Origin of the sequence: Natronorubrum halobium (assembly GCF_051351675.1) — an archaeon.
In the GTDB taxonomy this organism is placed as follows: domain Archaea; phylum Halobacteriota; class Halobacteria; order Halobacteriales; family Natrialbaceae; genus Natronorubrum.
Window position 1 is genome coordinate 251,359 of record NZ_CP195595.1, and the last position, 21,276, is coordinate 272,634.

Here is a 21,276-nt window from a genome sequence, read left to right on the forward strand (position 1 = left end):
CCGGGACGATTCGCGTGTGGCGGTCACCCGCTCAGTCGTATCCCAGATAGGTTGATTCATAACCGTCAATTACGTGTGGGTTGTCATGGGCTCGAGTGTTTCCCCGATAAGTAGCGGAGTCGACGGCGTAGACGATATTCTTCGCGGGGGGCTCGTTACCGGCCGGATGTATCTCGTTCAGGGACAACCAGGAACCGGAAAGACGCTACTGGGGATGCACTTTCTCGAGGAGGGGCTCGAAAAGGACGAAACGGTGCTGTTTATCCACGGCGAAGAGTCTCACGAAGAGCTCCTCGCGAACGGGGCTGCAGTCGACATCGATATCTCCGACGCGGAGTTTCTCGACCTGGGACCGGACTCCGAATTCTTTATCGAGGACTATTCGTACGACCTGGTCGATCCGAGCGATATCGAGCGGGACCGCTACACGCAGGATATTCACGACGCCATTCGAGCGATCGATCCGGACCGAATCGTCATCGATCCGATTACGCAACTGCGATACGTCGAGGCGAACGACCACCAGTTTCGCAAACGCATCCTCGCGTTCATGCGCTTTCTCAAACAGCGCGACATGACCGTGCTCACCACTGCGACGGCCTCCCCCGAGCAGACGTACGATACGGAGGTCCGGTCGCTCAGTGACGGGATCATCGAACTGACTCGAGGCGAGGGTGGCCGTCGGATCAAAGCGGCGAAACACCGCGCACTCGGGCAGATGCAGGGCGACCACGGGATGGAAATCCGCGACGATGGCGTCGAAGTCTATCCGCGGTTGATTCCCGAACAGCACGACCGCCCGTTCGAGTCGGAGCGTGTTCGGTTCGGTATCGACGAACTCGACGAACTGATCGGCGGCGGCTTTGATCAACGAACGGTGACGTTCATCAGCGGGCCGACGGGAACCGGAAAGACGTCGACTGGAACACAGCTGTTGTGTCAGGCAGCCGAGGACGGCCTCCAGTCGGCGATCTATCTCTTCGAAGAAAGTATACAGACGTACGACCACCGGGCGGAATCGATCGGCATGCCCGTCAAGAAGCTTCGCGAGGACGGATCGCTCTCGGTGACCGAAGTCGAACCGCTCACGCGCTCGGGAGAGGAATTCGGCCACATGGTCAAACAGCAGGTGGACCGACAGGGAGCGGATATCGTGATGATCGACGGGATCGACGGCTACACGATCGCACTGCAGGGACAGGAAACCGAACTGGTGCGGAAACTACACGCCCTGACGCGGTACCTGAAGAGCCGCGGCGTGACGGTGCTCATCACGAACGAAATTTCCGAGATGACGGGTATCTCCAGGGCGACGAGCGGGAACCTCAGCTACATCGCGGACAACCTCATGTTCCTGAGCTACGTCGAAATGGACGGCAGTCTCCGAAAAGTCATCGGCGTGTTGAAGAAACGGACCGGTGGGTTCGAACACAGTCTTCGCGAGTTCGAAATCACGGCGGACGGTATTCACGTCGGCGAACCTCTGACGGGTCTCTACGGAATTCTGCAAGGGTCCCCGCGACGGGGAGAGATCACGGACACGTTCCGAGACGAATGACGCGGGCACTACTCCAACGCGGTTTCGACTATCGTCAAGTATGAACGCAAGCGAACGACGGGGGACCGTCCAACTGCTCATCAACGAGGAGGGGAATCGAGCCGCAGTCCGGGAACTGCTCGACGGACACTACGAGGTCGACACCGAACAATCTGTCGGCGAGGCCGACTGCTATCTCGTCGACGACCACACGTTCCCCGAGTATCACGACGACCTGCGCGAGCGCGTCGAACAGAGCTACCCCGTGTTCTGTCCGGTGGTCATCGTTCGTCGCAGAGACAGCGCGCTCCGGATCACGCTTCCGGACCCAGGTGAACGTGAGCCACCCTTGCTCGTCGACGAAATCGTGGACGCGCCGATCGATCGAAACGTCCTCTTTCGGCGCTTGAACACCCTGCTCACGCGGCGAACGCAATCGGAAGATCTCCGCCACTATATCACGAAACTCGAGGAGTCCAACAGGTCGCTCGAGCAGTTCGCCTACGCTGCCTCTCACGACCTCCAGGAGCCGTTACGGATGGTCTCGAGCTATCTACAACTCATCGAGGACCGGTACGGTGACGGCCTCGACGACGACGGTGAGGAGTTCCTCGAGTTCGCCATCGACGGGGCCGACCGGATGCGCGATATGGTCGACGGGCTCCTCGAATACTCACGCGTGGACATGGAGGGGGATCCGCTCGAGCCGACCGATCTGAACCCGGTGCTCGAGGACGCGCTCACCGATCTGATGGTGAAAATCGAGGAACACGACGCCGACATACGGGTCGAATCGCTCCCCCGCGTCGAGGGAGACCCCGACCAGCTTCGCCAGCTGTTCCAGAACCTCCTGTCGAACGCGATCGAGTACAACGGTACCGGGGCCCCGGAGATCCGCATCGGCGCCGAGCGAGTCGGCTCGAGGTGGCAGCTGTCGGTCAGCGACGACGGGATCGGGATCGATGCCGACGATCAAGCGCGCATCTTCGAGGTCTTCCAGCGGCTGCACAGCCACGAGGAACACGCCGGAACCGGGATCGGGCTCGCCCTCTGCAAGCGCATCGTCGAGCGCCACGACGGACGCATCTGGGTCGAATCGGAGCCGGGCGAGGGGGCGACGTTCACGTTCACCCTCCCCGCAGACGACGGTCGGTGATCCCGTCCGACAGCGACTGGCAGCCCAACTCGGTCACTCAAGAGGCTCGAGCCCGTACCTCGCCCATGGACTGGAGTAGACGACGGCTGGTCGGGACAGCCGTAGCAACGGTGACCCTCGCCGGCTGTCTCGGCGAGGACAGTGCCGACGACGGAGACGTCAATCCGGGGGACGACGAGGACGGGGGCGGCGACGGCGACGACCGCGATGCATCGGCACTCCTCGAGGAGCACGATCTCGAGGATCACACCGGCGAAGAGACCGTCGAGATCACGGTCGATCCCGACGGAGACGGCTTCGAGCCTGACGCGGTCGAGATCGATCGGGAGACGGTGCTCGAGTGGACCTGGGAAGGGACGAGTACGGAGGTCTATCCGATCGACGTCCCCCCGGAGTGCGTCTGGGACGAAGACGTCGACGAAGAGTCGGTCGAGGATCGGGAGGCGGGACACCAGTACGATCGACTCTTCTGGGCCGACGGCGCGTATCTCTACGGCACCCGCGACGAGGACGGAGAGGAGTTTACGGGCGCGTTTCGCGTTCTCGAGGACGAAGAGAGCGACGAGTGAGCGACGACGTCGGACTGAGAGAGCCGCATCGGCGCCGTGGAGCACAGTATTTGGAAGGTTCGGCTCGAACCGCGCTGCTCGTCGCGTTCCGCATCGATCCCGACGCACCGATCACCCGTCAGGGAACTGTGGGACGGTAATCTCGATCGTGTGCGCGGCTCTAGTCGGTAGTCGGCAGTCGTCGAACGGTCTTCTCATCCGAACTGATCCAATCCCGACTGCTGGCGCCGTTTGCCGTCCGGATCCGCGGCCCAGGGCGTTCGGCGGTCGCGCTCGGCCTCGAGATCCACCTCCGAAGACGGCTCTGACTCCGGCTCGTACCCCCCACACGAGGCTCCACACTCCGACCCGGCGTCGACGACCCGTCCCTTCCACTCGCAGTAGGGGAGCGTCGCGCCGCTCGAGTCGTCCCGACGACAGGCCCCACACGCCGGGAACTCGTACGTTCGCCACCCCTTGCCGTACGCCCGTTCGGCGATCCGACGCCGCTTGCGGGCCTTCGCGTCGGGGGAGACGACGGCGATATCGGTCCGGCCGGGGTGGGACTCGAGGGGTTCGATGCCCGGTTCGTCGACGCCGAGCGGTTCGGCCTCGCGGAGCACCTCGACGTCGACTCCACCCTCGCCCTCAGCGCTCGAGCCCTCGCGATGCACGCGCCAGACGCCGACCGCGTCGGGGATTCGATTCAGGTGGGCGCGCGTGACGTAGCTCTCCGTTGCGAGAACGATTTCGTCGACCACCGCGAGGCTGACGTCGGTCCGGAGTTGGGCCTCGAGGTCGCCCGGCCGGCCGAGGTCGGGCTTGTTCTCGATGCCGACGATGCGGTCGTACCAGTCCGGATAGCGGGCGACCTGCCGGACGTAGTCGCGGCCCGTGCGGCGTTCGCGTTCGAAAAAGCCGATCTCGCAGGCTCGGTCGACGGCCCGTCGAGCCTGATCGGGGTGACAGTCGAAGGCGTCCTTCCAGTAGCGTGCCCGCCCCGTACCGATCTCGGCCTCGATGGCCGCGTCCGGAACGGCGGCGCTGGAGAGGGCGACGCGGTCGTCGAACGCGGGGCCCGGCTCGACGCGGACGACGTCGAGGATCCGTCCGCCGGGATCGGCGACGCTCGCGCCGAGCTGGCGGGCGAGAACGCCCTCGCGGCGGCGCTCGAGGTGGGCACACAGCTCGAGTTCGAACGCGAACTCACTCACGGCTCTCGAGAGGGGGGCCAGCGGGAAAAAGCGCGCGACTATCGCCGTCGGCCGGTCGGGCGTTCGGGGTAGGGTCGTGTTAGTCGCGTCTGGTAGCGGTCGGCGAGACGGTCGCGATTCAGTCGGCGGATTCGACGGTCGTCTCGAGCACCGCGAGCTCCTCGTTCAACGTGACGCGGAGTTCGTCACCCGCGAGCGGGAGGCGGACGCGCAAACGGATCGGATCGCGGTCGGTGATGGTCGTGTACTCGTCCGAGACGCACCACGGTAACGTCCAGTACGGGCGGTCGTCGAGCGAGACGCCGCGCTCGCGGTGGAAGCCGACGACCCGCGAGTGATCGAGCAGGCGGAGTCCGGGTGCCGAACAGAGCGTGTGACCGCACTGGACGCACTCGTGATCGACGCGGACCGTCGCGCCCAGACAGCAGGCGTCGTCCTCGACGACGTTCGATTCGACGCGACCGCTACACTCCGGGCAGACGCCGTCGGCCGCGAGACAGTGGAGGTGTTTCACCCGCTGGTCGAAGGCGTCGGCGACCTCCGCTCGCGTCCGGTCGTTCAGGCCGCCCGGCGGAAAGCCGTACTCGCCGTGGCCGTGCTCGCAGTCGCGACACCCGATCGCCAGCCGTTCGTCCCGGTACCGAGCCTCGAGCGGACCGCCACAGGCGACGCACGAGCCCGCGACCGGGAACGGATCGATCGTCGGATGCTCGTTGAACGAGCCGGCGATCACCGAGCGGACGACCTTCTCGCCGGCGTGTTTGAAGTCGTAGCCGTCTTCGCTCTGTGAGACGAACTGACCGAGCAGCTTCTGGAGGTGGTAGTTGAACTGCGCCGAATCCCGCATTCCGACCTCGCGTCGCAGGTCCGAGAACGCGACGGGGCGGTCGTCGGCCATCCACAGCGCCTCGAGAATCGCGAGGCGCGTCTCGTTTCCGATCAACGCGAAGGCGTCCGCCGGATCGAGACAGTCGGTGCACGCGAGGACGGTCGCGCGCTCGCTCGAGCCGTCTGACTTGCTCATACGAGGATGCACGCGACCGGTTGATAAAATGGTTCCCTGAACGACGTTTCTGTAAGACTATTGTCTCGTGTGGCGAAGACGATTCAGGGCCGCGGTGCAGCCTTCTGGAGCGCCGTCTCGGCGATGTTGCCGCCGTAGTCGGCGCTCCGGGAGAGCGAGTCGAGGATCAGGCCGAGCGACTGGGCTTGGACGGAGTCGAGTTCCCGAAGCATATCGTCGATCGTTCGGGTGTGTTCGTCGATCTCGAGGACGGACTCGAGTGCCTCGTGACCCAGGTCCGTCGCCTCGTCGCTGTCGTCGGCGAAGAGCGCGTCCATCGACTGGTCGAGAATCGTCGACGCGTCGGCGTGTAACTCGAGCAGGGCGTCGGCGACGCCCTCGGGGATCGCCTCGAGTTTACGCGCGAGTTGGCTGATCTTGACGGCGTGGTCGGCGACGCGCTCCAACTGGCGAGCGCTCGAGTGGAAGTCGAAGCAATCCTCGCGAGAGACGCCGAGCCCTTCGGCGGCACGAGGCGACCGGAGCGTCGCGCGGAAGATTCGCGAGACGACGAGGAAGAGTCGGTCGACATCGTCGTCGCGCTCGATGACGTCCTGTGCGATGTCGCCGTCGTTCTCGACGAGGGCGGTGACGGCGTCCTCGAGCATCGAGGTGGCGATCAGCCGCATCCGACTCACGGCGTTGACGATCGACAGCTCCGAGGAGTCGAGGAGATCCTGGACGACGACGGAGTCGCTTCCCTCCTCGACGACTTCGACGCCGACGAGCCCCTGAACGGCGCTGCGAATCGCCCGCCGCTGGTCCGTCGTGATCCGATTCGCCTCGAGACGAATGATGTCGAACCCGCTGACGTACATCGTCAGGACGGCCCGGATCAACTGTTCGTCCTCGAGCGTGGCCACCTCGAGCGTGCCCTCGTGATGGTCGGTGTCCCGCTGGGGCGTGACGAGCAGCGTGTCGCCCTCCGAGTAGATTTCGACGGTCGATCCGCTGCTGATACCGTTTTCCGTCGCCCAGCCCTTCGGGAGCGACACTGTATACGTCGATCCACCAGTCACCTGGACTTTTCGGGTCTCCATACCACGCGATTGCTATGGCAGGAATATAAATCTACCCGAGTCTATAGAGTGATCCCGCTATCTCGCATTCTTCGGTATGAAGTGCTATTGAGTACGGTTTAGAGCACACAGTGGAACATACCATCACGCACCAATCTATATAACTATATAGTTCCATATATCTACGACCGACGATTCCCCGTCTACTCTCGAATCGGCGTTCGACGGACTGACCGCTCCGCACCAGCCGGCTGCGGAGACGTCCGCACGGATCGGTGCTTATCGGCGCCTACGCCGTCCGCCCGTCTCGGGCCGGATCGGGGATCATCCGCCTTCGAGGAATCGATCGAGCAGTCGGGACGCCCGGTCGAGGAACCGGTCGGTCGCGTCGGGTTCGACGATGGCGAGCAGTTCGATGGTCTCCTCGGGACTCGCGAGTTCGAGCGTGACGTGGGATCCGTCGCGCCGTTTCTCGACCAGATCCCACTCGAGCAGCGTCTCCAGGTGCCACTCGAGCGTGCCGCGTGCGATGTCGAGCGCCGTCGTAACGTCGTTCGGACGGGACTGGCCGTGTTCGTAGAGGTAGACCAGAATTTCGCGGGCGGTTTCACGGTGAAACGCCGCCAGCGCGCGTCGCTCCCAGTCGTCGTAGGACGGCGGATAGTAGTGGGTACGGCCGGAGAGCTCTTCGACCGCAATCGTCCCCTGTTCGAGCAGGTCGTCGAGCGCGTCTCGGACGGTCGCCGGCGTCAACTCGAGGGTTCGGACGAGTTCGTTGAAGTGGACCCCCGGCTGCCGGTGAACGCGTCTGGCGATCCGCAGTCGGTGTTCGCTCATGAGTTCGACCTCGGGTTCGCGTACTCGCTTCGCTGGGCGACGATCACCGCGAGAAACAACAGTCCGATCAGTAAGACGTCGAGTCCGTGTTCGAGGACGTGGTGACTGTCGATCGCGAGCAGTCCGAACACCGTGAGGAGTCCGAGGGCACTTCGAATCACCAGCGTCGAGAACGCGGCCGTGACGAACAGATACGACGTCTGCCTGCGTCGGGCGAACAGCGCCAGCGATACCGCGAGGATCGCGATCGAGGCGACGGTCTCGAGGGCGACGATGGCGGCGTACTCGGGCGGGGCGGTCGATAGTCCGTCGAGTATGGTCTCGAGTCCCGGAACGGCCATACCTAGGTATTCGGCCGAACGTACGAAAAGATATCTGTCGTGACAGACGGAGACGCGCACTCGACTACAAACCGAACCGATCGAGACAATATAGATCTGATTATCGCCGCCGTTTCCGAGACTCGAAGACGCGTTCGGGGACAGTGTCCGAAATGAAATTACGGCACCTGAGGCCGTCTAAGTGCACCTATCGAGGATACAACAGTCATCACTGTTCAAGAATATATAGATACGTGTCAATATATAGCAATCATAGCATCGTATTTTTACTACCCGTCGGATTGTCCACGTGATGACCGATGAGAAATTCGGACGGCTGGGTGGATCGACGTCGAGACGCGGCTTCCTCGCGGCAACCGGGACCGCCGGAGCGCTCGCGCTCGCCGGGTGTTCGGAAACCGACAGCGATGACGGCGACGGCGGTGAAGTGATTATCACCGGCTCGAGTACCGTCTTCCCCGTCTCCGACGAGATGGCCCAGCAGTTCATGGACGAGTATCCGGACATCAACGTCACGGTCGACTCGACCGGCAGCGGCGGCGGGTTCGAGAACCACTTCTGTCCGGGCGATTCCGACATCAACGGCGCGTCGCGGCCGATCAAGGACGAGGAGGAGTCCAGTTGTCTCGACAACGACGTGACTCCGGTCGAGTTCGAGGTCGCCGGCGACGCCCTGACGATGGCCGTCAGTCCGGACAACGACTGGGTCGACTGCATGTCCTTCGACGAGATGGCCCAGATCTGGCAGGAAGACGGCGCCGAGACGTGGGCCGACGTCAACGACGACTGGCCCGACGAGGAGTTCGAACTGTTCGGACCCGACACGACCTCCGGCACCTTCGACTGGTTCACCGAGAACGTCGTCGGCGAGGCCGGCAACCACCGCGACGACTACGAGCCGACCGAGGACGACAACCTCATCGTCCAGGGACTGCAGGACAACCCCCACGCGATCGGCTACTTCGGCTACGCCTACTACCAGGAGAACCAGGACGCGATCAAAGCCCTCGAGGTCAAAGAGTCCGAGGACGGCGACTGCGGCGAGCCGAGCCTCGAGGCCGCACAGGCCGGCGAGTACCCGATGGCTCGCCCGCTGTTCATCTATGCGAGCGAAGAGGCGACCCAGCGCGAGGAGGTCTACGATTTCCTCGAGTTCTACCTCGAAAACTCGAGCGAGAGCTTCATCGCGGACGAGATCGGCTACGTCCCGGCGAACGAGGACGTCCGCGACGAGAACCTCTCGACGCTCGAGGACCTCGCGTAAGCACCACTGTCGTGGTCGTCAGAACACGACCAGCCACCAAGGCGAACACTAATTTATCACAACTATGAGTAAGGAATCGGTAACAGCCTCGCTGACACGGGCGCGAACCGGCCGTGACACCAAAGAGCGGTTGTACCGCTGGCTGTTGTTTTCGTGTACGGCGTTGACAGTACTGGTCACGCTGAGTATTCTCGGGACGCTCGCCTACGACACGATCACGTTCTTCGGCTTCGACGAGGTCGAGGTCCGCTCCTTCCTGACCGGAACGGAGTGGAACTCGAGAACCGACACGTTCGGGATCCTCCCGCTCGTGAGTTCGACGCTGATCGTGACCGCCGTCTCGGCGCTGATCGCGATCCCGATCGGCACCGCCGCCGCGGTCTACCTCTCCGAGTACGCCAGCCCGCGAATGCGCTCGATACTGAAGCCGGCGCTCGAGATCCTCGCCGGGATTCCGACGGTCGTCTACGGCTATCTCGCGCTGGTGTATCTCACCCCGTGGCTTCGCGGGATCGGCGTCCCGATCGGCACGTTCAACCTGTTGAGCGCGTCGATCATGGTCGGCATTCTGATCGTGCCGATGGTCTCGTCGCTCTCCGAAGACGCGATGAGTGCCGTCCCGGAAGAACTTCGCGAGGCGGGGTACGGCCTCGGCGCGACGAAGTTCGAGGTCTCGACGAAAGTCGTCATCCCCGCCGCGGTGTCGGGGATCTTCTCGTCGTATATTCTGGCTATCTCCCGGGCGATCGGCGAGACGATGATCGTCGTGATGGCCGGCGGGATGCAGGCCCGGCTGCTGAACGTGACCAACCCGTTCGAGAACCTCGCGAACTCCGGACAGACGATGACCGCGGCGATGGTTCACGCGGTGACGAGCGACGCGACCGGCGCGTCGGCGGAGTTCTACAGCATGTTCGCCATCGGGCTGACGCTGTTCGCGATCACCTTTCTGATGAACCTGCTGAGCAACCGCATCGCGGCGCGATACCGCGAGGAGTACCAGTAACGATGACTGTAAACGCAACGAGACGCGCGAGACGAGCGGAGGTGGACAGCTAATGGCGGGACGGACCACCGCGTCGACTACCGGCGACTGGTTCGGTGCCGGCGAGAACGTCGGCCGAACGCGAGGGAAACTATTCGAGTGGACCTGTCTGGGTGCAACGCTACTCGCACTCGGCCTGATGCTCGTGTTCCTGCTGTACGTCGCGAACGACGCGCTCCAGCCGCTGACGGCCGATCCGGCGTGGATGGCCCTGTTCGGATTGGTCGTGACCGGACCGATCGTCGCGTTCGCCGCGTACGTCTACCGCACCGCACCGCAGGCCGGACGGGTCGCCTACACGGCACTCGGCATCCCGCTCGTCACGGCGCTCGCGGCGGGCGGCGTCTGGATCGTCTACGCTCACATCGTCACGCCCCACGAGTGGCTCGCGCTGGTGATCTCGTTGCTGGTCGCGGCCGCCGTCATCGAGGGACACACTCGAGTCCGACCCGACGTCGTCCTCGAGCGACTGGCCGTCGTCGTTCTCGTTCCGCTGCTCACGGTGGTCGGGATTCCGGGAATCAGCGTCGACGTTCCGGTTCGGACGCCCCTCCTCGGGCAGGAACTGTTCCACGTCGCGTTCTCGATACCGGAACTGGTGCCGAGCGTTCGGGGAGTGATACTCTCGTTACCGGTCCTCCCGACCGCGGGGCTCACCCTGCTCGGCACGTTTGCGATTCCGATCGCGGCCGCGATCGGGTGGCACATCCGTCGGGTCCGCAAGAGCGATCGCGACGGGGCGGTCGCGTTCGGAGCGACGGTCGTCCTCGCCGGACTCGGCCTCGCTCTCGCGCCGGTGATCGGGGTAACGCCGATGACGTGGATCGTCTTCGCACCGATCGTCGTCGGCGGCTGTGGGCTGTACGCCGAACACGTCCTCCGACACGGTGACGGAGCGATCGGGCTCGCGTTTCCGGTCGTCGTCGCCGTCGGGTTCGCGCTCCTGTGGGGGCTCGCCGGAGCGCTCGGCGTCGCCGGGCCGGACGCCTGGCTCGACTGGTCGTTTCTGACCAGTCCGCACAGTACCGACCCGACCGAGGCCGGAATCTATCCCGCCCTCATCGGAAGTATCCTCATCCTCGCCGTGATCGTTGTCACGACGTTCCCGATCGGCGTCGGTGCGGCGATCTATCTCGAGGAGTACGCACCGACGCAGGGGCGCATGAGCAAGGTAGTCGAGCTCCTCGAGATCAACGTCGCGAACCTCGCCGGCGTCCCGTCGGTCGTCTACGGCGTCCTCGGACTCGCGATCTTTATCAGGACCATCGGCATGGGAAGCGGAACGTCCCTCGTCGCCGGCTTCACCATCGGACTGCTGATCCTGCCGATCGTGATTATCTCGGCACAGGAGGCGATCCGCGCGGTACCGGATTCTCGACGAAACGCCGCCTACGGCATGGGCGCGACGAAGTGGCAGACCGTTCGAAGCGTCGTCCTCCCCGAAGCGATTCCGGGGATCCTCACCGGAACGATTCTCGCGCTGGGCCGTGCGATCGGTGAGACGGCGCCCCTGCTGATGATCGGCGTCGCCGCCGTCGTTCGGACCTCTCCGAACTCCTTTACGGGCCGAACCGGGGCGATGTCGCGACAGATCTACACCTGGTCGACGCAGATCGGAGTCGACTTCCGGTACGGCGTGCTCGCGGCGGGTGTCGTCACGTTGCTCGTCGTGCTCATGACGATGAACGCGACCGCAATCGTCCTCAGAAATCGCTATCAGCGAACCCAGAACCGGTAACGATGACCCGAAACGATCCATCCACGTCCGACGATCCGACGCCGGGAGAGGCCGCGACCGAAGCGGCCGGTATAGACATCGCCACGCGAGACGACGCGGTCTCGAGCGGCGATACGACACCGGAGTCGACCGCACGATCCGGTGGCTCGACGGTGACCGACCCGATCGTCGAGGCGAGGGACCTCGACGTCTCCTACGGCGACGACCGCGCGTTGCAGGGGGTCGATCTGGCGATCCCCGAGCGCAGCGTGACCGCGCTGATCGGTCCCTCCGGCTGCGGCAAGTCGACGTTCCTTCGGTCGATCAACCGCATGAACGACCGCATCGCCAGCTGCCGAATCGACGGCGAGATCAGATTCGACGGCAAGAACGTCTACGACGAGGATGTCGATCCCGTCGCGCTGCGCCGCAAGATCGGCATGGTGTTCCAGCAGCCGAATCCGTTCCCGAAGTCGGTCCACGACAACGTCGCCTTCGGCCTCGAAGTCCAGGGAATCGACGACGACGTCGACGAACGGGTCCACACCGCTCTCGAACGCGCTGCACTGCTCGAGGAGGTCGAAGGCCAACTCGAGTCGTCGGGGCTCGACCTCTCGGGCGGCCAGCAACAGCGGCTCTGTATCGCGCGAGCGATCGCCACCGATCCCGACGTGATCTTGATGGACGAACCCGCGTCGGCGCTCGACCCCGTCGCGACCTCGAAGGTCGAGGATCTCATCGCCGACCTGGCCCGCGACTACACCGTCGTCATCGTCACCCACAACATGCAGCAGGCGGCCCGCATCTCCGACAGGACCGCCGTCTTCCTCACCGGCGGGGAACTCGTCGAGTACGGCGACACCGCGAAAATCTTCGAGAACCCCGAGCACGACCGCGTCGAGGACTACATCACCGGCAAATTCGGATAACGACCGCACGCCAATCATGTCACGGAACGAATACCAGCGACAGCTTGTGGAACTGCGCGAGACCGTCCTCGAGATGAGCGACCTCGTCTGTCAGCGGCTTCGGCAGGCGCTCGAGGCTCTCGAGACGAAAGACGACGCGCTAGCCGAGGAGATCATCGCGGGCGACCACGAGGTCAACGAACTGTACCTCGAGATCGAACAGCGGTGTATCGAGCTGTTCGCGCTCCAACAGCCCGTCGCGGGCGACCTGCGATTCGTCGCCGCGTCGTTCAAGATCATCACCGATCTCGAGCGGATCGGCGATCTAGCGGTCAATCTCGGGGAGTACACCCAGCAGGCCGAACGGGAGCGCTACTCCGAGATCGACATCGGCTACATCGGTACCCAGACCGTCGAGATGGTCGAGACGGCGATGGAGGCGTACGCGGACGACGACGCCGCGACGCCCCACGACATCGCGGCGATGGACGACGAGACCGACGCGCTCTGTGAGGGGGCGAGCGAAGCCGTCGTTCGCGACCTCCTCGAGTTCGAGACGACGGCCGCCGCCGAGATCGGCGACGACGCGCTCCTCGAGGACGTCTCGCGGATGTTACTGACGGTCCGCGATCTCGAGCGCGTCGGCGACCACGCGGTCAACATCGCCGCGCGAACGCTGTACATGGTCGAGAACGACGACGAGCTGATCTACTGAGCCGATGAGCCACCACACCGTCTCGGACGGCGCGTCCGACCCCGTCGAACGGAAGATCCAGCTGACCGGTAACTCCACGTTCGTCGTCTCGCTGCCGAAGGAGTGGGCGCTCGAGCAGGGGCTGGAATCCGGAATGTCCATGTTCCTCTATCCCCACGACGACCGAGTCATCGCCGCCCCGGAGCACGTGCCGGGGCGCGATCGATCGGTGACGATCGACGCGACGGACGGCGACGAGCGCGCGCTGTTGCAACGGGTTCGAGCGGCGTACGCGACGGGCTCCGATCGAATCACCGTCACGGGAGTGAGCGGTCTCGAGACCGATACGCGGCGGGAACTCGAGCGAGCCGTCGGTCGACTCATCGGCATCGAAATTCAGGAGACGACCGACGACCGGCTCTCGATCGCGAACCTGCTCGACACCGGAGCGGTCTCGCTTCCGCAGACGGTCGCACAGGCGCGCCAACTCGCGCTCGAACTGTACGGCGATGCGATCGAGGCCCTCCTGTACGACGACGACGAACTCGCGCGGCGGGTCCGGAGCCGGGACGACGACGTCGACCGGCTGTTCGCGTTCGTGAGTCGGGGCTTTCACCGCGGGCTCGAGGACGTCCAGGACATCGACCGACTGGGAACCGACCGAACGGTCGCGTTTCGCGAGTACCGGACGGCTCGTCAGTTCGAGCGACTCGCGGATCACGCGGATCGAATCGCCGCCGTCGCGCTGGACCAGCCCGGCCCGCCCGACGAAGCGCTTCGGGGCGGGATCGAATCCGTCGCGGCCGAGATTCGGTGTCTCGTCGAGTCCGCACTCTCGGGCGAGGTGACGGCCGCGAGCGACACGTACGCCGCCGTCGACGAGGATCTCGCGGGACTCGGTCGGCGGCTGTACGACCACCGCGAGACCGACGCGTGTCTGTACAGTCCGCTCCTCGGGAGCCTCCGTCAGATCGCCGAAATCGGGCTCACGATCGCCGAGACCAGGATCGAAACGGGACTCGAGGGATGAGTGCGACCGGTGCGGGCGTGTGAGAACGTGTGACGTCTCTTTTGGCCGGTGTACTGCCAGTTCGTGGCCGAGACCGCAACCGGTAGCGACGGCAGTACAGGAGGACGAACGGCAACCGGACAGTAGTGCTATAGTCGATTCGAGAGCGGTCCGTACCGCTCCTAGAAACGGCCTTATGGCGATACGTGGACGCTTCAGTTGCGTGGTGTCTCAGTCACTCGGGAGACAGTGGCCGGCGACGCTCCGCCCCCAGCGGACGTGTCGATCGGTCGACGGCGACTGCTCTCGACGCGTACCACGGACCGAGACGACCACGGCATCCCCCACTGCGGTCCGATCCACCATGTCCGATCACTCCACGACGGCCGACCGGCCGACAGCAGTCGACCCGTCCACGACAGCCAGCCAGTCCGCGACGGCCGAGCAGACGACCTGTCCGCTGTGTGCGTACACTGCGGAGACTCGGAACGCCATCTCCACGCACCTGTTGACCAGTCATCGAAAGCGCTCGATCAGCGAGTTGCTCCTCGAGTGTCGTTCGACGGACGCGGAACGCTGACCCGCAGCGACTGAACGGCGATCATGGACGCTCTCCCCTCTTTTCGAGTCCGAAGTCGGTCGAGAACCCCTGCCGGTCGAACTCCCGGTGCCGACGTCACCGGAAGTCCACGCCGAAGCCGCCGCTCCGAACCGGACCGACGGTCGGGACAGCCGCGACCGGAGCGTGTCGACGACTCACGCAGGAGTGAGTCGATACCGGTCGGTACGGCACACACTACACCGCTATTGAGCACTCAATACGGCAACTAGCAGCGGTTTTGTACGTCTTGGCAGTGCCCCTAGGTAGTCGTTCGAGGTTCACCCCCATGAGCAAATCATCACACGGCTCCGACGACCGCGCGATTCGACGGCGACTCGAGGCGGCCACGGGCAACAATCACTCCGACGCGCTCGAGTGTGTCGTCGTCCACTACCGAAATCAGGCGGATCGGTGTACGATTACACCGCGCGAGTGTCCCGAGGACGAACGAACCACCACCTGGCTGTCGGCGGATCTGTCGGCCGTCGTCGACCTCGACGCAATGCGGTAGCGATCGATGACTGGGACGAAATCAGCGGATGACTCTCCGCAGGTTGCGAGGGATCGAAACAGCCGTCGGACCCCGGTAGCGGCGGGAGGCTGGAGCCACCGATGACGCTCCGCGAGGTGATCGTCGCGATCCTCTCCGGGATCGTCCAGGGGATCGTGGAGTGGTTGCCCATCTCGAGCACGGGCAATCTCTCGCTGTTTCTGACCGTCGTCGGCACCGAGCCCGAACTCGCGCTCCAGCTCGCGCTGTTCCTCCAGGCCGGAACGACGCTCTCGGCGACGCTGTACTACCGCGAGACGATCCGGGACGCCGTCGAAGCCGCACCGGGATGGCGTCCGCGGACGGCATTCGAAGGATCGAACGCGGAGACGACGTTCGTCGTCGTCGCCTGTGTAGTGACGGGGCTCGTCGGCGTTCCGCTGTATCTCCTGTTGATAGACGTCGCACGGGATCTCACCGGCGGTGCGTTCATCGCGCTCATCGGCGTGTTACTGGTGGTAACCGGGGCGATCCAGCAGGTCACCGAGTCGGTCGGACTCGGGGATCGGTCGCATCCGAACCTGTTCGACGCGATCGTCGTCGGCGCGTTGCAGGGCATCTCGATCCTTCCGGGCGTCTCTCGGTCCGGAGCGACGGCGAGCGCGCTGCTGTTCCGCGGGCACGACGGCACGTCGGCGTTCAGGCTCTCGTTCCTGCTGAGTATCCCCGCCGGGATCGGTGCCGGGATGCTCGTTTTGGTGGATACGGGCGGCGTGCCGACGCCGACTCCCTCGATAGCGCTCGTCGCGCTGACGACCAGCGCCGTCGTCGGCTACGTCGCGATCAGCGCGTTGATGCGGGTCGTCGACGCGATCGAGTTCTCGCACGTCTGTTTCGGGCTCGGAGCGCTCTGTATCGTCGGCGGCGGTCTCACGGCGCTCGCGTGAGTGTTCGGTCCCGGTAGTCGCCAGCGTTCGGCTCCCGCCTGCGGTCACGGCGTCTCGAAATCTACCGGTGGAACGGACCTTCACGACGCGAGCCGAGCCGTTCCGATTGGGCCGGGAGCGGTGGACTATATACTACTACGGACGAGCTACTATCAATTAGTATACCAATTAGCATAGTTAATACCCGTTCGACGACCCGATGCTATCGATGGCAGATAACCAACGTCACTCCCTCGGTGCACAGAGTCGACGACGCTATCTTCTCACTGGCAGCGCAGTAGTCGGCGGATTACTCGCGGGCTGTGTCAGCGGAGACGATTCGAACGGTGGCGACCCCGACTCCTACCCCGACTGGGATCCCGACGATCCGCAGTTCCCGCAACTCGCCTCGACGCTCCTCGCGGACGACTTCCACATCGGCACTGACGAACTGCTCGAGCAGATGGAGCCGCGCGACGAACCGCGCTACGGGAGTCCCCCGCCGGAGACGCCCGATGCGGGCGACCGCCTCGATCCGGATACCCTCGACTTCTCGATGGTCCCGACCGAGGATCCGGCCACGTACGAGGACGTCCTCGCCCCGCTCGTCGAGAACATCGAGGCCGAAACGGGGAAAGACGTCGTCGTCAATCCCCTCGACTCCTACGCCGCACAGATCGAAGCGATGAACGCCGATCGACTGCACGTCGCGGGATTCGCGACGGGAGCGACTCCGTTCGCCGTGAATATCGCCGGCGCGGTGCCGTTCGGTATCCAGATCGCAGACGGGGCGTTCGGCTACCGGCTCTGGGTGATCTCGCAGGTCGGCAGCGATATCGACGAACTGGCCGATCTGGACGGTGCCGACGTCACGCACGTCGAAGAGTCCTCGAACTCCGGCCACCAGGCGCCGAGCGCGCTCTTCTCCGCCGGCGGCGTCGAACCGGGCGAGGACTACGACCTCGAGTTCTCGGGCAGTCACGAGAACAGTATCCGTGCGGTCGACGCCGGCGACTACGACGCCGCACCGATCGCGAGCACCGTGTTAGAACGCCAGATCGAGAGCGGCCACGTCGACGGCGACGATCTGAAAGTGGTCTGGGTGAGCGATCCGTTCCCGACGACGTCGTTCTGCTACCACCACGCGCTCGAGCCGGAACTCCAGGAGGGGATCGAACGCGCTCACCTCGAGTACGACTACGCGGGGACGGCACTCGAGGAGTACTACGATCGAGATTCGTTCACCGAGATCGATTACGCCACCCACTGGGACGTCATCCTCGAAATTCAGGAGCAAAACGAAGCCGACTACCGGACGGACGAACTGGAGGACTGACCGACGATGCTCTCTGTATCCGCGCTGGGAAAGACCTACGAGACGGGCGATCGCGCGCTCGACGACGTCTCGTTCGAGGTCGACGGCAACGAGGTCGTCGCGGTGATCGGGCCGAGCGGAGCAGGGAAGAGTACCCTCATTCGGTGTGTAAACCGGCTCACGGAACCGACGGACGGCGAGATCGTCCTCGACGGAACCGAACTCACGTCGCTCTCGAAGCGCGAGCTCCGGACCGCCCGCCGCGACATCGGGATGATCTTCCAGGAGTACGCGCTGGTCGAACGACTCACCGTGATGGAGAACGTCCTCTCGGGTCGACTCGGCTACCTCAGTCCGTGGCAGGGATTCCGTCGAAATTTCCCGTCCGAAGACGTGCAGTACGCCTACGAGACGCTCGATCGAGTCGGACTCGCCGGCCACGAGAACGATCGAGCCGACGAGCTCTCGGGCGGCCAACGACAGCGAGTCGGGATCGCCCGTGCAGTCCTCCAGCGGCCGAAGATCCTGCTCGCCGACGAGCCGACCTCGAGTCTCGATCCCGAGACCTCCCGCGCCGTGATGGAGCTGTTGACCGAGATCGCACGATCCGACGAGATTCCCATCATTATCAACATCCACGAGGTGGCGCTTGCGGTCGAGTACGCGGATCGAATCGTCGGCCTCGCCGGGGGCGAACTCGTGTTCGATGGCGCTCCGGACGACCTCGACGAGGCGGTGATGGATCGGATCTATCGGGGCGGAGAACCGCGCGATTCGGACGACGCGGAGCGCGTCGACGCCGAGCGCGGGAATTCCCGTGACCGTCGAAAACGAACGACTGCCGACGGGGGTCGAATCGCCGGAGAGTCCGTCGCGGAGGATCAGTGATGGCAACGTCGGCAACCAAGCAGTACGACTCCGAGTGGCAGCGACCGACGGCGTTCTACAACCGCGCAGTGAAGTGGTTCGTCTACGCGATCGGGACCGTCTTCATCCTGTGGAACCTCTGGGAGGCGCGCGTCTCTTTCGACCGGTTCGTGTACGGGCTCGAACAGGGCGGCGTCGTTCTCGAGGGGATGTACCCACCGGACTTCGGCATCACGGTCTCCGCGAGCGGCATCGAGACCGATCAGCGGTTCTGGCGGATCTACGACGGCATGCTCGAGACGCTCGCGATGTCGATCGTCGCGACCGTCGCCGGCGTCGTCATCAGCATCCCGATCGCCGTCATGGCTGCCGAGAACCTCGTCCCCCGACCCGTCTACTACGTGGGTCGATCGATCGTCTCGGTAACGCGAGCGATGCACGAACTCATCGTCGGCATCGTCTTCGTCGTCGGATTCGGTTTCGGGGCACTCGCAGGCGTTCTCGCGCTCGTCTTCGCGACGCCGGGCTTCTTCGCGAAGCTGCTGGCGGAGGACCTGGAGGATATCGATTCCTCGAGACTCGACGCGGTCCGTGCGACCGGTGCCGGACCGCTGTTGGTGCTGCTCTACGGCGTCCTGCCACAGGTGTTACCGCGGGCGATCGGACTGACGATCTACCGGTGGGACATCAACCTCCGGGCGAGTACGATCCTCGGCGTCGTCGGTGCCGGCGGGATCGGATCGGCCCTGAACACTTCATTCGACACCTACGAGTACGACTTCAGTCTGGCGATCCTGCTCACGATCATCGCGTTCGTCGTGCTGGGAGAGGTTCTCAGCGCCTCCGCTCGACGGAGGGCCCAGTGATGGCGAGCGCTGATGGCTACGCCGAGTGGGAACGGTACGATTCGACGACCAGACTCCTCCGCTTCACCGCACTCCTCGGTGTCCTCGTCCTCACCGCCGCCTCCTGGCGCGCGCTCGAGGTCAGATACGAGTACATCGAGACGGCGCCGGCGAACATCGGAAACCTCCTCGGGCGGATGGTCCCGCCGGATACGGCCTCCGCGAACGAGATCGTGACGCCGATGGTGCACACCGTCAACATCGCCGTCGTCGGGACGCTCGCCGCGATCGTCCTCGCGCTCCCGGTCGCCTATATCGGGGCCCGAAACACGACCCCGAACCGTCTGGCGTACGGCCTCGGAAAGGTCGTCATCGCCTCCTCGAGATCGGTTCACTCGATCATCTGGGCGTTGCTCTTCGTCATCATGTTCGGGCCTGGCGTCCTCGCCGGCATCCTCGCGATCACCTTCCGATCGATCGGCTTCATCGCCAAGCTGCTAGCGGAGGAGATCGAGGAGATCGACGACCGCGCCGTCGAGGCGGTCACCGCGACGGGAAGCGGCGGACTCAACGTTCTCATCTACGGCGTCGTTCCGCAGATCAAGGCCCCGTTCGTCGGCCTCGCGATGTACCGCTGGGATATCAACGTGCGCGAGGCGACGATCATCGGTCTCGTCGGGGCCGGCGGTATCGGTACCGAACTCAACAACCGGATCAACGCCTTCGACTGGCAGGCGGTGTTGACCATCCTCATCGCGATCCTCGCGGTCGTGATCGTGAGCGAACTCGTGTCGGCGTACGCCCGACAGAAGGTGCGATAGATGGTTCCGATCGATTCGGACGGGATCGTTCTCGCACGCCTCGCCCGACCGACGACCGAGCAGCCGGTTCGGCTGGCCGTGCTCTCCGATCTCCACGTCGCGACCAGGGCCCGCGGAACTGACCGGCTGTTCCACCGAACCGAGGACCGAGCGGCCACGGCGATCGAACTGCTGAACGCCGCCGAACCCGACCTCGTCTGCTTCGACGGCGATCTCACGAAGGACGGCGAACCGTGGAACTTCGATCGATTCGACGACCTCGTCGCCGACCTCGAGGCACCGTTCGTCGCCACGCCCGGAAACCACGACGTCCCGAAAGCCGGCGACGAACACGAAACGCCGTCCGTCTCGTCGTTCGAGGACCGGTACGCGCCGGAGCCGTTGCCGTTCGTGAAATCCGTCGGCGGGATCGATCTCGTGGTTTGTAACACCGCGACGGTCCCCGACGGCTCGCTCGAGGACGAACACCGCGGCGCGCTCTCTCGACCGCAACTCGAGTGGCTCGAGACGACGTTGCAGGTCGTTCCGAACCCGGTCGTCGCGTTCCACCACAACCTGTTACCGATTCTCGAGAGCGACGTCGTCCGGCGATCGCCGTGGCAGACGTTCTCGCTTCGGAACGGTGAGACGGTCTTCGAGTTGCTCGATCGCCACGGCGTTCCGCTCGTGATCTCCGGTCACCACCACATCCCGGCGACGGTGAGCGCTGGCTCGCTCACACAGCTGATCGCGCCGGCAGCGTGCGCCTATCCGCTGGCACACCTCGTGCTCGATATCGACGGCCAGGGAACGACGGTCAGGCTCGTGCCGCACGCAGGAGTCGACGATCGGCAGGAAGCGTACGACGCGATGGTCGCAGGGTCGCCCCTCCGTCACACCTTCGCACGGCTCGTCGACGAAACGCTCACTGCGGCACCGTTGGTCGATGCGACTGCCGATCGAACGCAATCGTCGTCGACGACGGGTCGGAGACGACGATTCCAGTCGTGACTGATACGGTCTGCTGTAACGATTTACCGGAGCAACCACAGGCCGGCTCGCGGTTGCTCCGAAAATGAC

At 64.4% G+C, this 21,276-nt stretch carries 22 protein-coding genes; 17 read left to right on the forward strand and 5 right to left on the reverse strand.

Features of this window, described 5'->3' with window-relative positions; genetic code table 11:
• Positions 1-85: 85 nt before the first annotated feature.
• From ACSFC7_RS01185 to ACSFC7_RS01195, 3 genes are all read left to right on the forward strand, one after another.
• A complete protein-coding gene (locus tag ACSFC7_RS01185; protein ID WP_436345938.1) occupies positions 86-1,558 on the forward strand; it encodes an ATPase domain-containing protein in 1,473 nt (490 codons plus the stop codon).
• A gap of 40 nt (positions 1,559-1,598) precedes the next feature.
• The gene (locus ACSFC7_RS01190) at positions 1,599-2,693 is read left to right on the forward strand and encodes a sensor histidine kinase (protein ID WP_436345939.1); all 1,095 of its coding nucleotides are present in this window, start codon (positions 1,599-1,601) and stop codon (positions 2,691-2,693) included.
• 65 nt (positions 2,694-2,758) lie between these two features.
• Positions 2,759-3,262, forward strand: coding sequence for a hypothetical protein (locus ACSFC7_RS01195; RefSeq protein ID WP_436345940.1), 504 nt, complete (start codon positions 2,759-2,761; stop codon positions 3,260-3,262).
• Positions 3,263-3,456: 194 nt separating this feature from the next.
• Here ACSFC7_RS01195 and ACSFC7_RS01200 read toward each other — a convergent pair whose 3' ends face one another.
• The 5 genes from ACSFC7_RS01200 to ACSFC7_RS01220 all read right to left on the reverse strand — a co-directional run bounded on the left by ACSFC7_RS01200 (position 3,457) and on the right by ACSFC7_RS01220 (position 7,715).
• Positions 3,457-4,455: a DUF5787 family protein gene (locus tag ACSFC7_RS01200; RefSeq protein ID WP_436345941.1), complete on the reverse strand. Its 999-nt coding sequence runs from the start codon at positions 4,453-4,455 to the stop codon at positions 3,457-3,459.
• 118 nt (positions 4,456-4,573) lie between these two features.
• Positions 4,574-5,479, reverse strand: coding sequence for a DUF7351 domain-containing protein (locus ACSFC7_RS01205; protein ID WP_436345942.1), 906 nt, complete (start codon positions 5,477-5,479; stop codon positions 4,574-4,576).
• Between the two features lie 83 nt (positions 5,480-5,562).
• Complete coding sequence (locus ACSFC7_RS01210; protein ID WP_436345943.1) at positions 5,563-6,558, reverse strand: PhoU domain-containing protein; 996 nt, start codon at positions 6,556-6,558, stop codon at positions 5,563-5,565.
• Positions 6,559-6,861: 303 nt separating this feature from the next.
• Positions 6,862-7,374: a winged helix-turn-helix transcriptional regulator gene (locus ACSFC7_RS01215; protein ID WP_436345944.1), complete on the reverse strand. Its 513-nt coding sequence runs from the start codon at positions 7,372-7,374 to the stop codon at positions 6,862-6,864.
• Entirely contained in the window at positions 7,371-7,715 is a 345-nt protein-coding gene (locus ACSFC7_RS01220) for a DUF7471 family protein (protein ID WP_436345945.1), read from the reverse strand. The genes ACSFC7_RS01215 and ACSFC7_RS01220 overlap by 4 nt, the downstream gene beginning before the upstream one ends.
• Before the next feature lie 292 nt (positions 7,716-8,007).
• Here ACSFC7_RS01220 and ACSFC7_RS01225 point away from each other — a divergent pair, with 292 nt between their 5' ends.
• The 14 genes from ACSFC7_RS01225 (at position 8,008) to ACSFC7_RS01290 (ending at position 21,207) form a co-directional block, all read left to right on the forward strand.
• Complete coding sequence (locus ACSFC7_RS01225) at positions 8,008-8,979, forward strand: PstS family phosphate ABC transporter substrate-binding protein (RefSeq protein WP_436345946.1); 972 nt, start codon at positions 8,008-8,010, stop codon at positions 8,977-8,979.
• 64 nt (positions 8,980-9,043) lie between these two features.
• Positions 9,044-9,985, forward strand: coding sequence for a phosphate ABC transporter permease subunit PstC (gene pstC / locus ACSFC7_RS01230; protein ID WP_436345947.1), 942 nt, complete (start codon positions 9,044-9,046; stop codon positions 9,983-9,985).
• A 52-nt stretch (positions 9,986-10,037) separates the two neighbouring features.
• A complete protein-coding gene (gene pstA / locus ACSFC7_RS01235) occupies positions 10,038-11,762 on the forward strand; it encodes a phosphate ABC transporter permease PstA (protein ID WP_436345948.1) in 1,725 nt (574 codons plus the stop codon).
• Positions 11,763-11,764: 2 nt separating this feature from the next.
• Entirely contained in the window at positions 11,765-12,670 is a 906-nt protein-coding gene (pstB, locus tag ACSFC7_RS01240) for a phosphate ABC transporter ATP-binding protein PstB (RefSeq protein WP_436345949.1), read from the forward strand.
• Between the two features lie 16 nt (positions 12,671-12,686).
• Entirely contained in the window at positions 12,687-13,364 is a 678-nt protein-coding gene (gene phoU, locus ACSFC7_RS01245) for a phosphate signaling complex protein PhoU (RefSeq protein ID WP_436345950.1), read from the forward strand.
• A gap of 4 nt (positions 13,365-13,368) precedes the next feature.
• The gene (locus ACSFC7_RS01250) at positions 13,369-14,373 is read left to right on the forward strand and encodes a PhoU domain-containing protein (protein WP_436345951.1); all 1,005 of its coding nucleotides are present in this window, start codon (positions 13,369-13,371) and stop codon (positions 14,371-14,373) included.
• Positions 14,374-14,716: 343 nt separating this feature from the next.
• On the forward strand, positions 14,717-14,932 hold the full coding sequence (locus ACSFC7_RS01255) for a hypothetical protein (RefSeq protein ID WP_436345952.1): 216 nt from the start codon (positions 14,717-14,719) through the stop codon (positions 14,930-14,932).
• Between the two features lie 307 nt (positions 14,933-15,239).
• Positions 15,240-15,464 (forward strand): DUF7511 domain-containing protein, encoded by a 225-nt coding sequence (locus ACSFC7_RS01260; protein ID WP_436345953.1) that lies wholly within the window; start codon positions 15,240-15,242, stop codon positions 15,462-15,464.
• A gap of 101 nt (positions 15,465-15,565) precedes the next feature.
• Positions 15,566-16,390: an undecaprenyl-diphosphate phosphatase gene (locus ACSFC7_RS01265; protein ID WP_436345954.1), complete on the forward strand. Its 825-nt coding sequence runs from the start codon at positions 15,566-15,568 to the stop codon at positions 16,388-16,390.
• A 208-nt stretch (positions 16,391-16,598) separates the two neighbouring features.
• Positions 16,599-17,705: a phosphate/phosphite/phosphonate ABC transporter substrate-binding protein gene (phnD, locus tag ACSFC7_RS01270; protein ID WP_436345955.1), complete on the forward strand. Its 1,107-nt coding sequence runs from the start codon at positions 16,599-16,601 to the stop codon at positions 17,703-17,705.
• Between the two features lie 6 nt (positions 17,706-17,711).
• The gene (phnC, locus tag ACSFC7_RS01275) at positions 17,712-18,572 is read left to right on the forward strand and encodes a phosphonate ABC transporter ATP-binding protein (protein WP_436345956.1); all 861 of its coding nucleotides are present in this window, start codon (positions 17,712-17,714) and stop codon (positions 18,570-18,572) included.
• Positions 18,572-19,417, forward strand: coding sequence for a phosphonate ABC transporter, permease protein PhnE (gene phnE / locus ACSFC7_RS01280; protein WP_436345957.1), 846 nt, complete (start codon positions 18,572-18,574; stop codon positions 19,415-19,417). Before phnC ends, phnE (ACSFC7_RS01280) begins: the two co-directional genes overlap by 1 nt.
• Positions 19,417-20,217, forward strand: a complete 801-nt coding sequence (gene phnE / locus ACSFC7_RS01285; RefSeq protein ID WP_436345958.1) for a phosphonate ABC transporter, permease protein PhnE — start codon at positions 19,417-19,419, stop codon at positions 20,215-20,217. Before phnE (ACSFC7_RS01280) ends, phnE (ACSFC7_RS01285) begins: the two co-directional genes overlap by 1 nt.
• A complete protein-coding gene (locus ACSFC7_RS01290) occupies positions 20,218-21,207 on the forward strand; it encodes a metallophosphoesterase family protein (RefSeq protein WP_436345959.1) in 990 nt (329 codons plus the stop codon).
• The last annotated feature ends 69 nt before the right edge of the window (positions 21,208-21,276 follow it).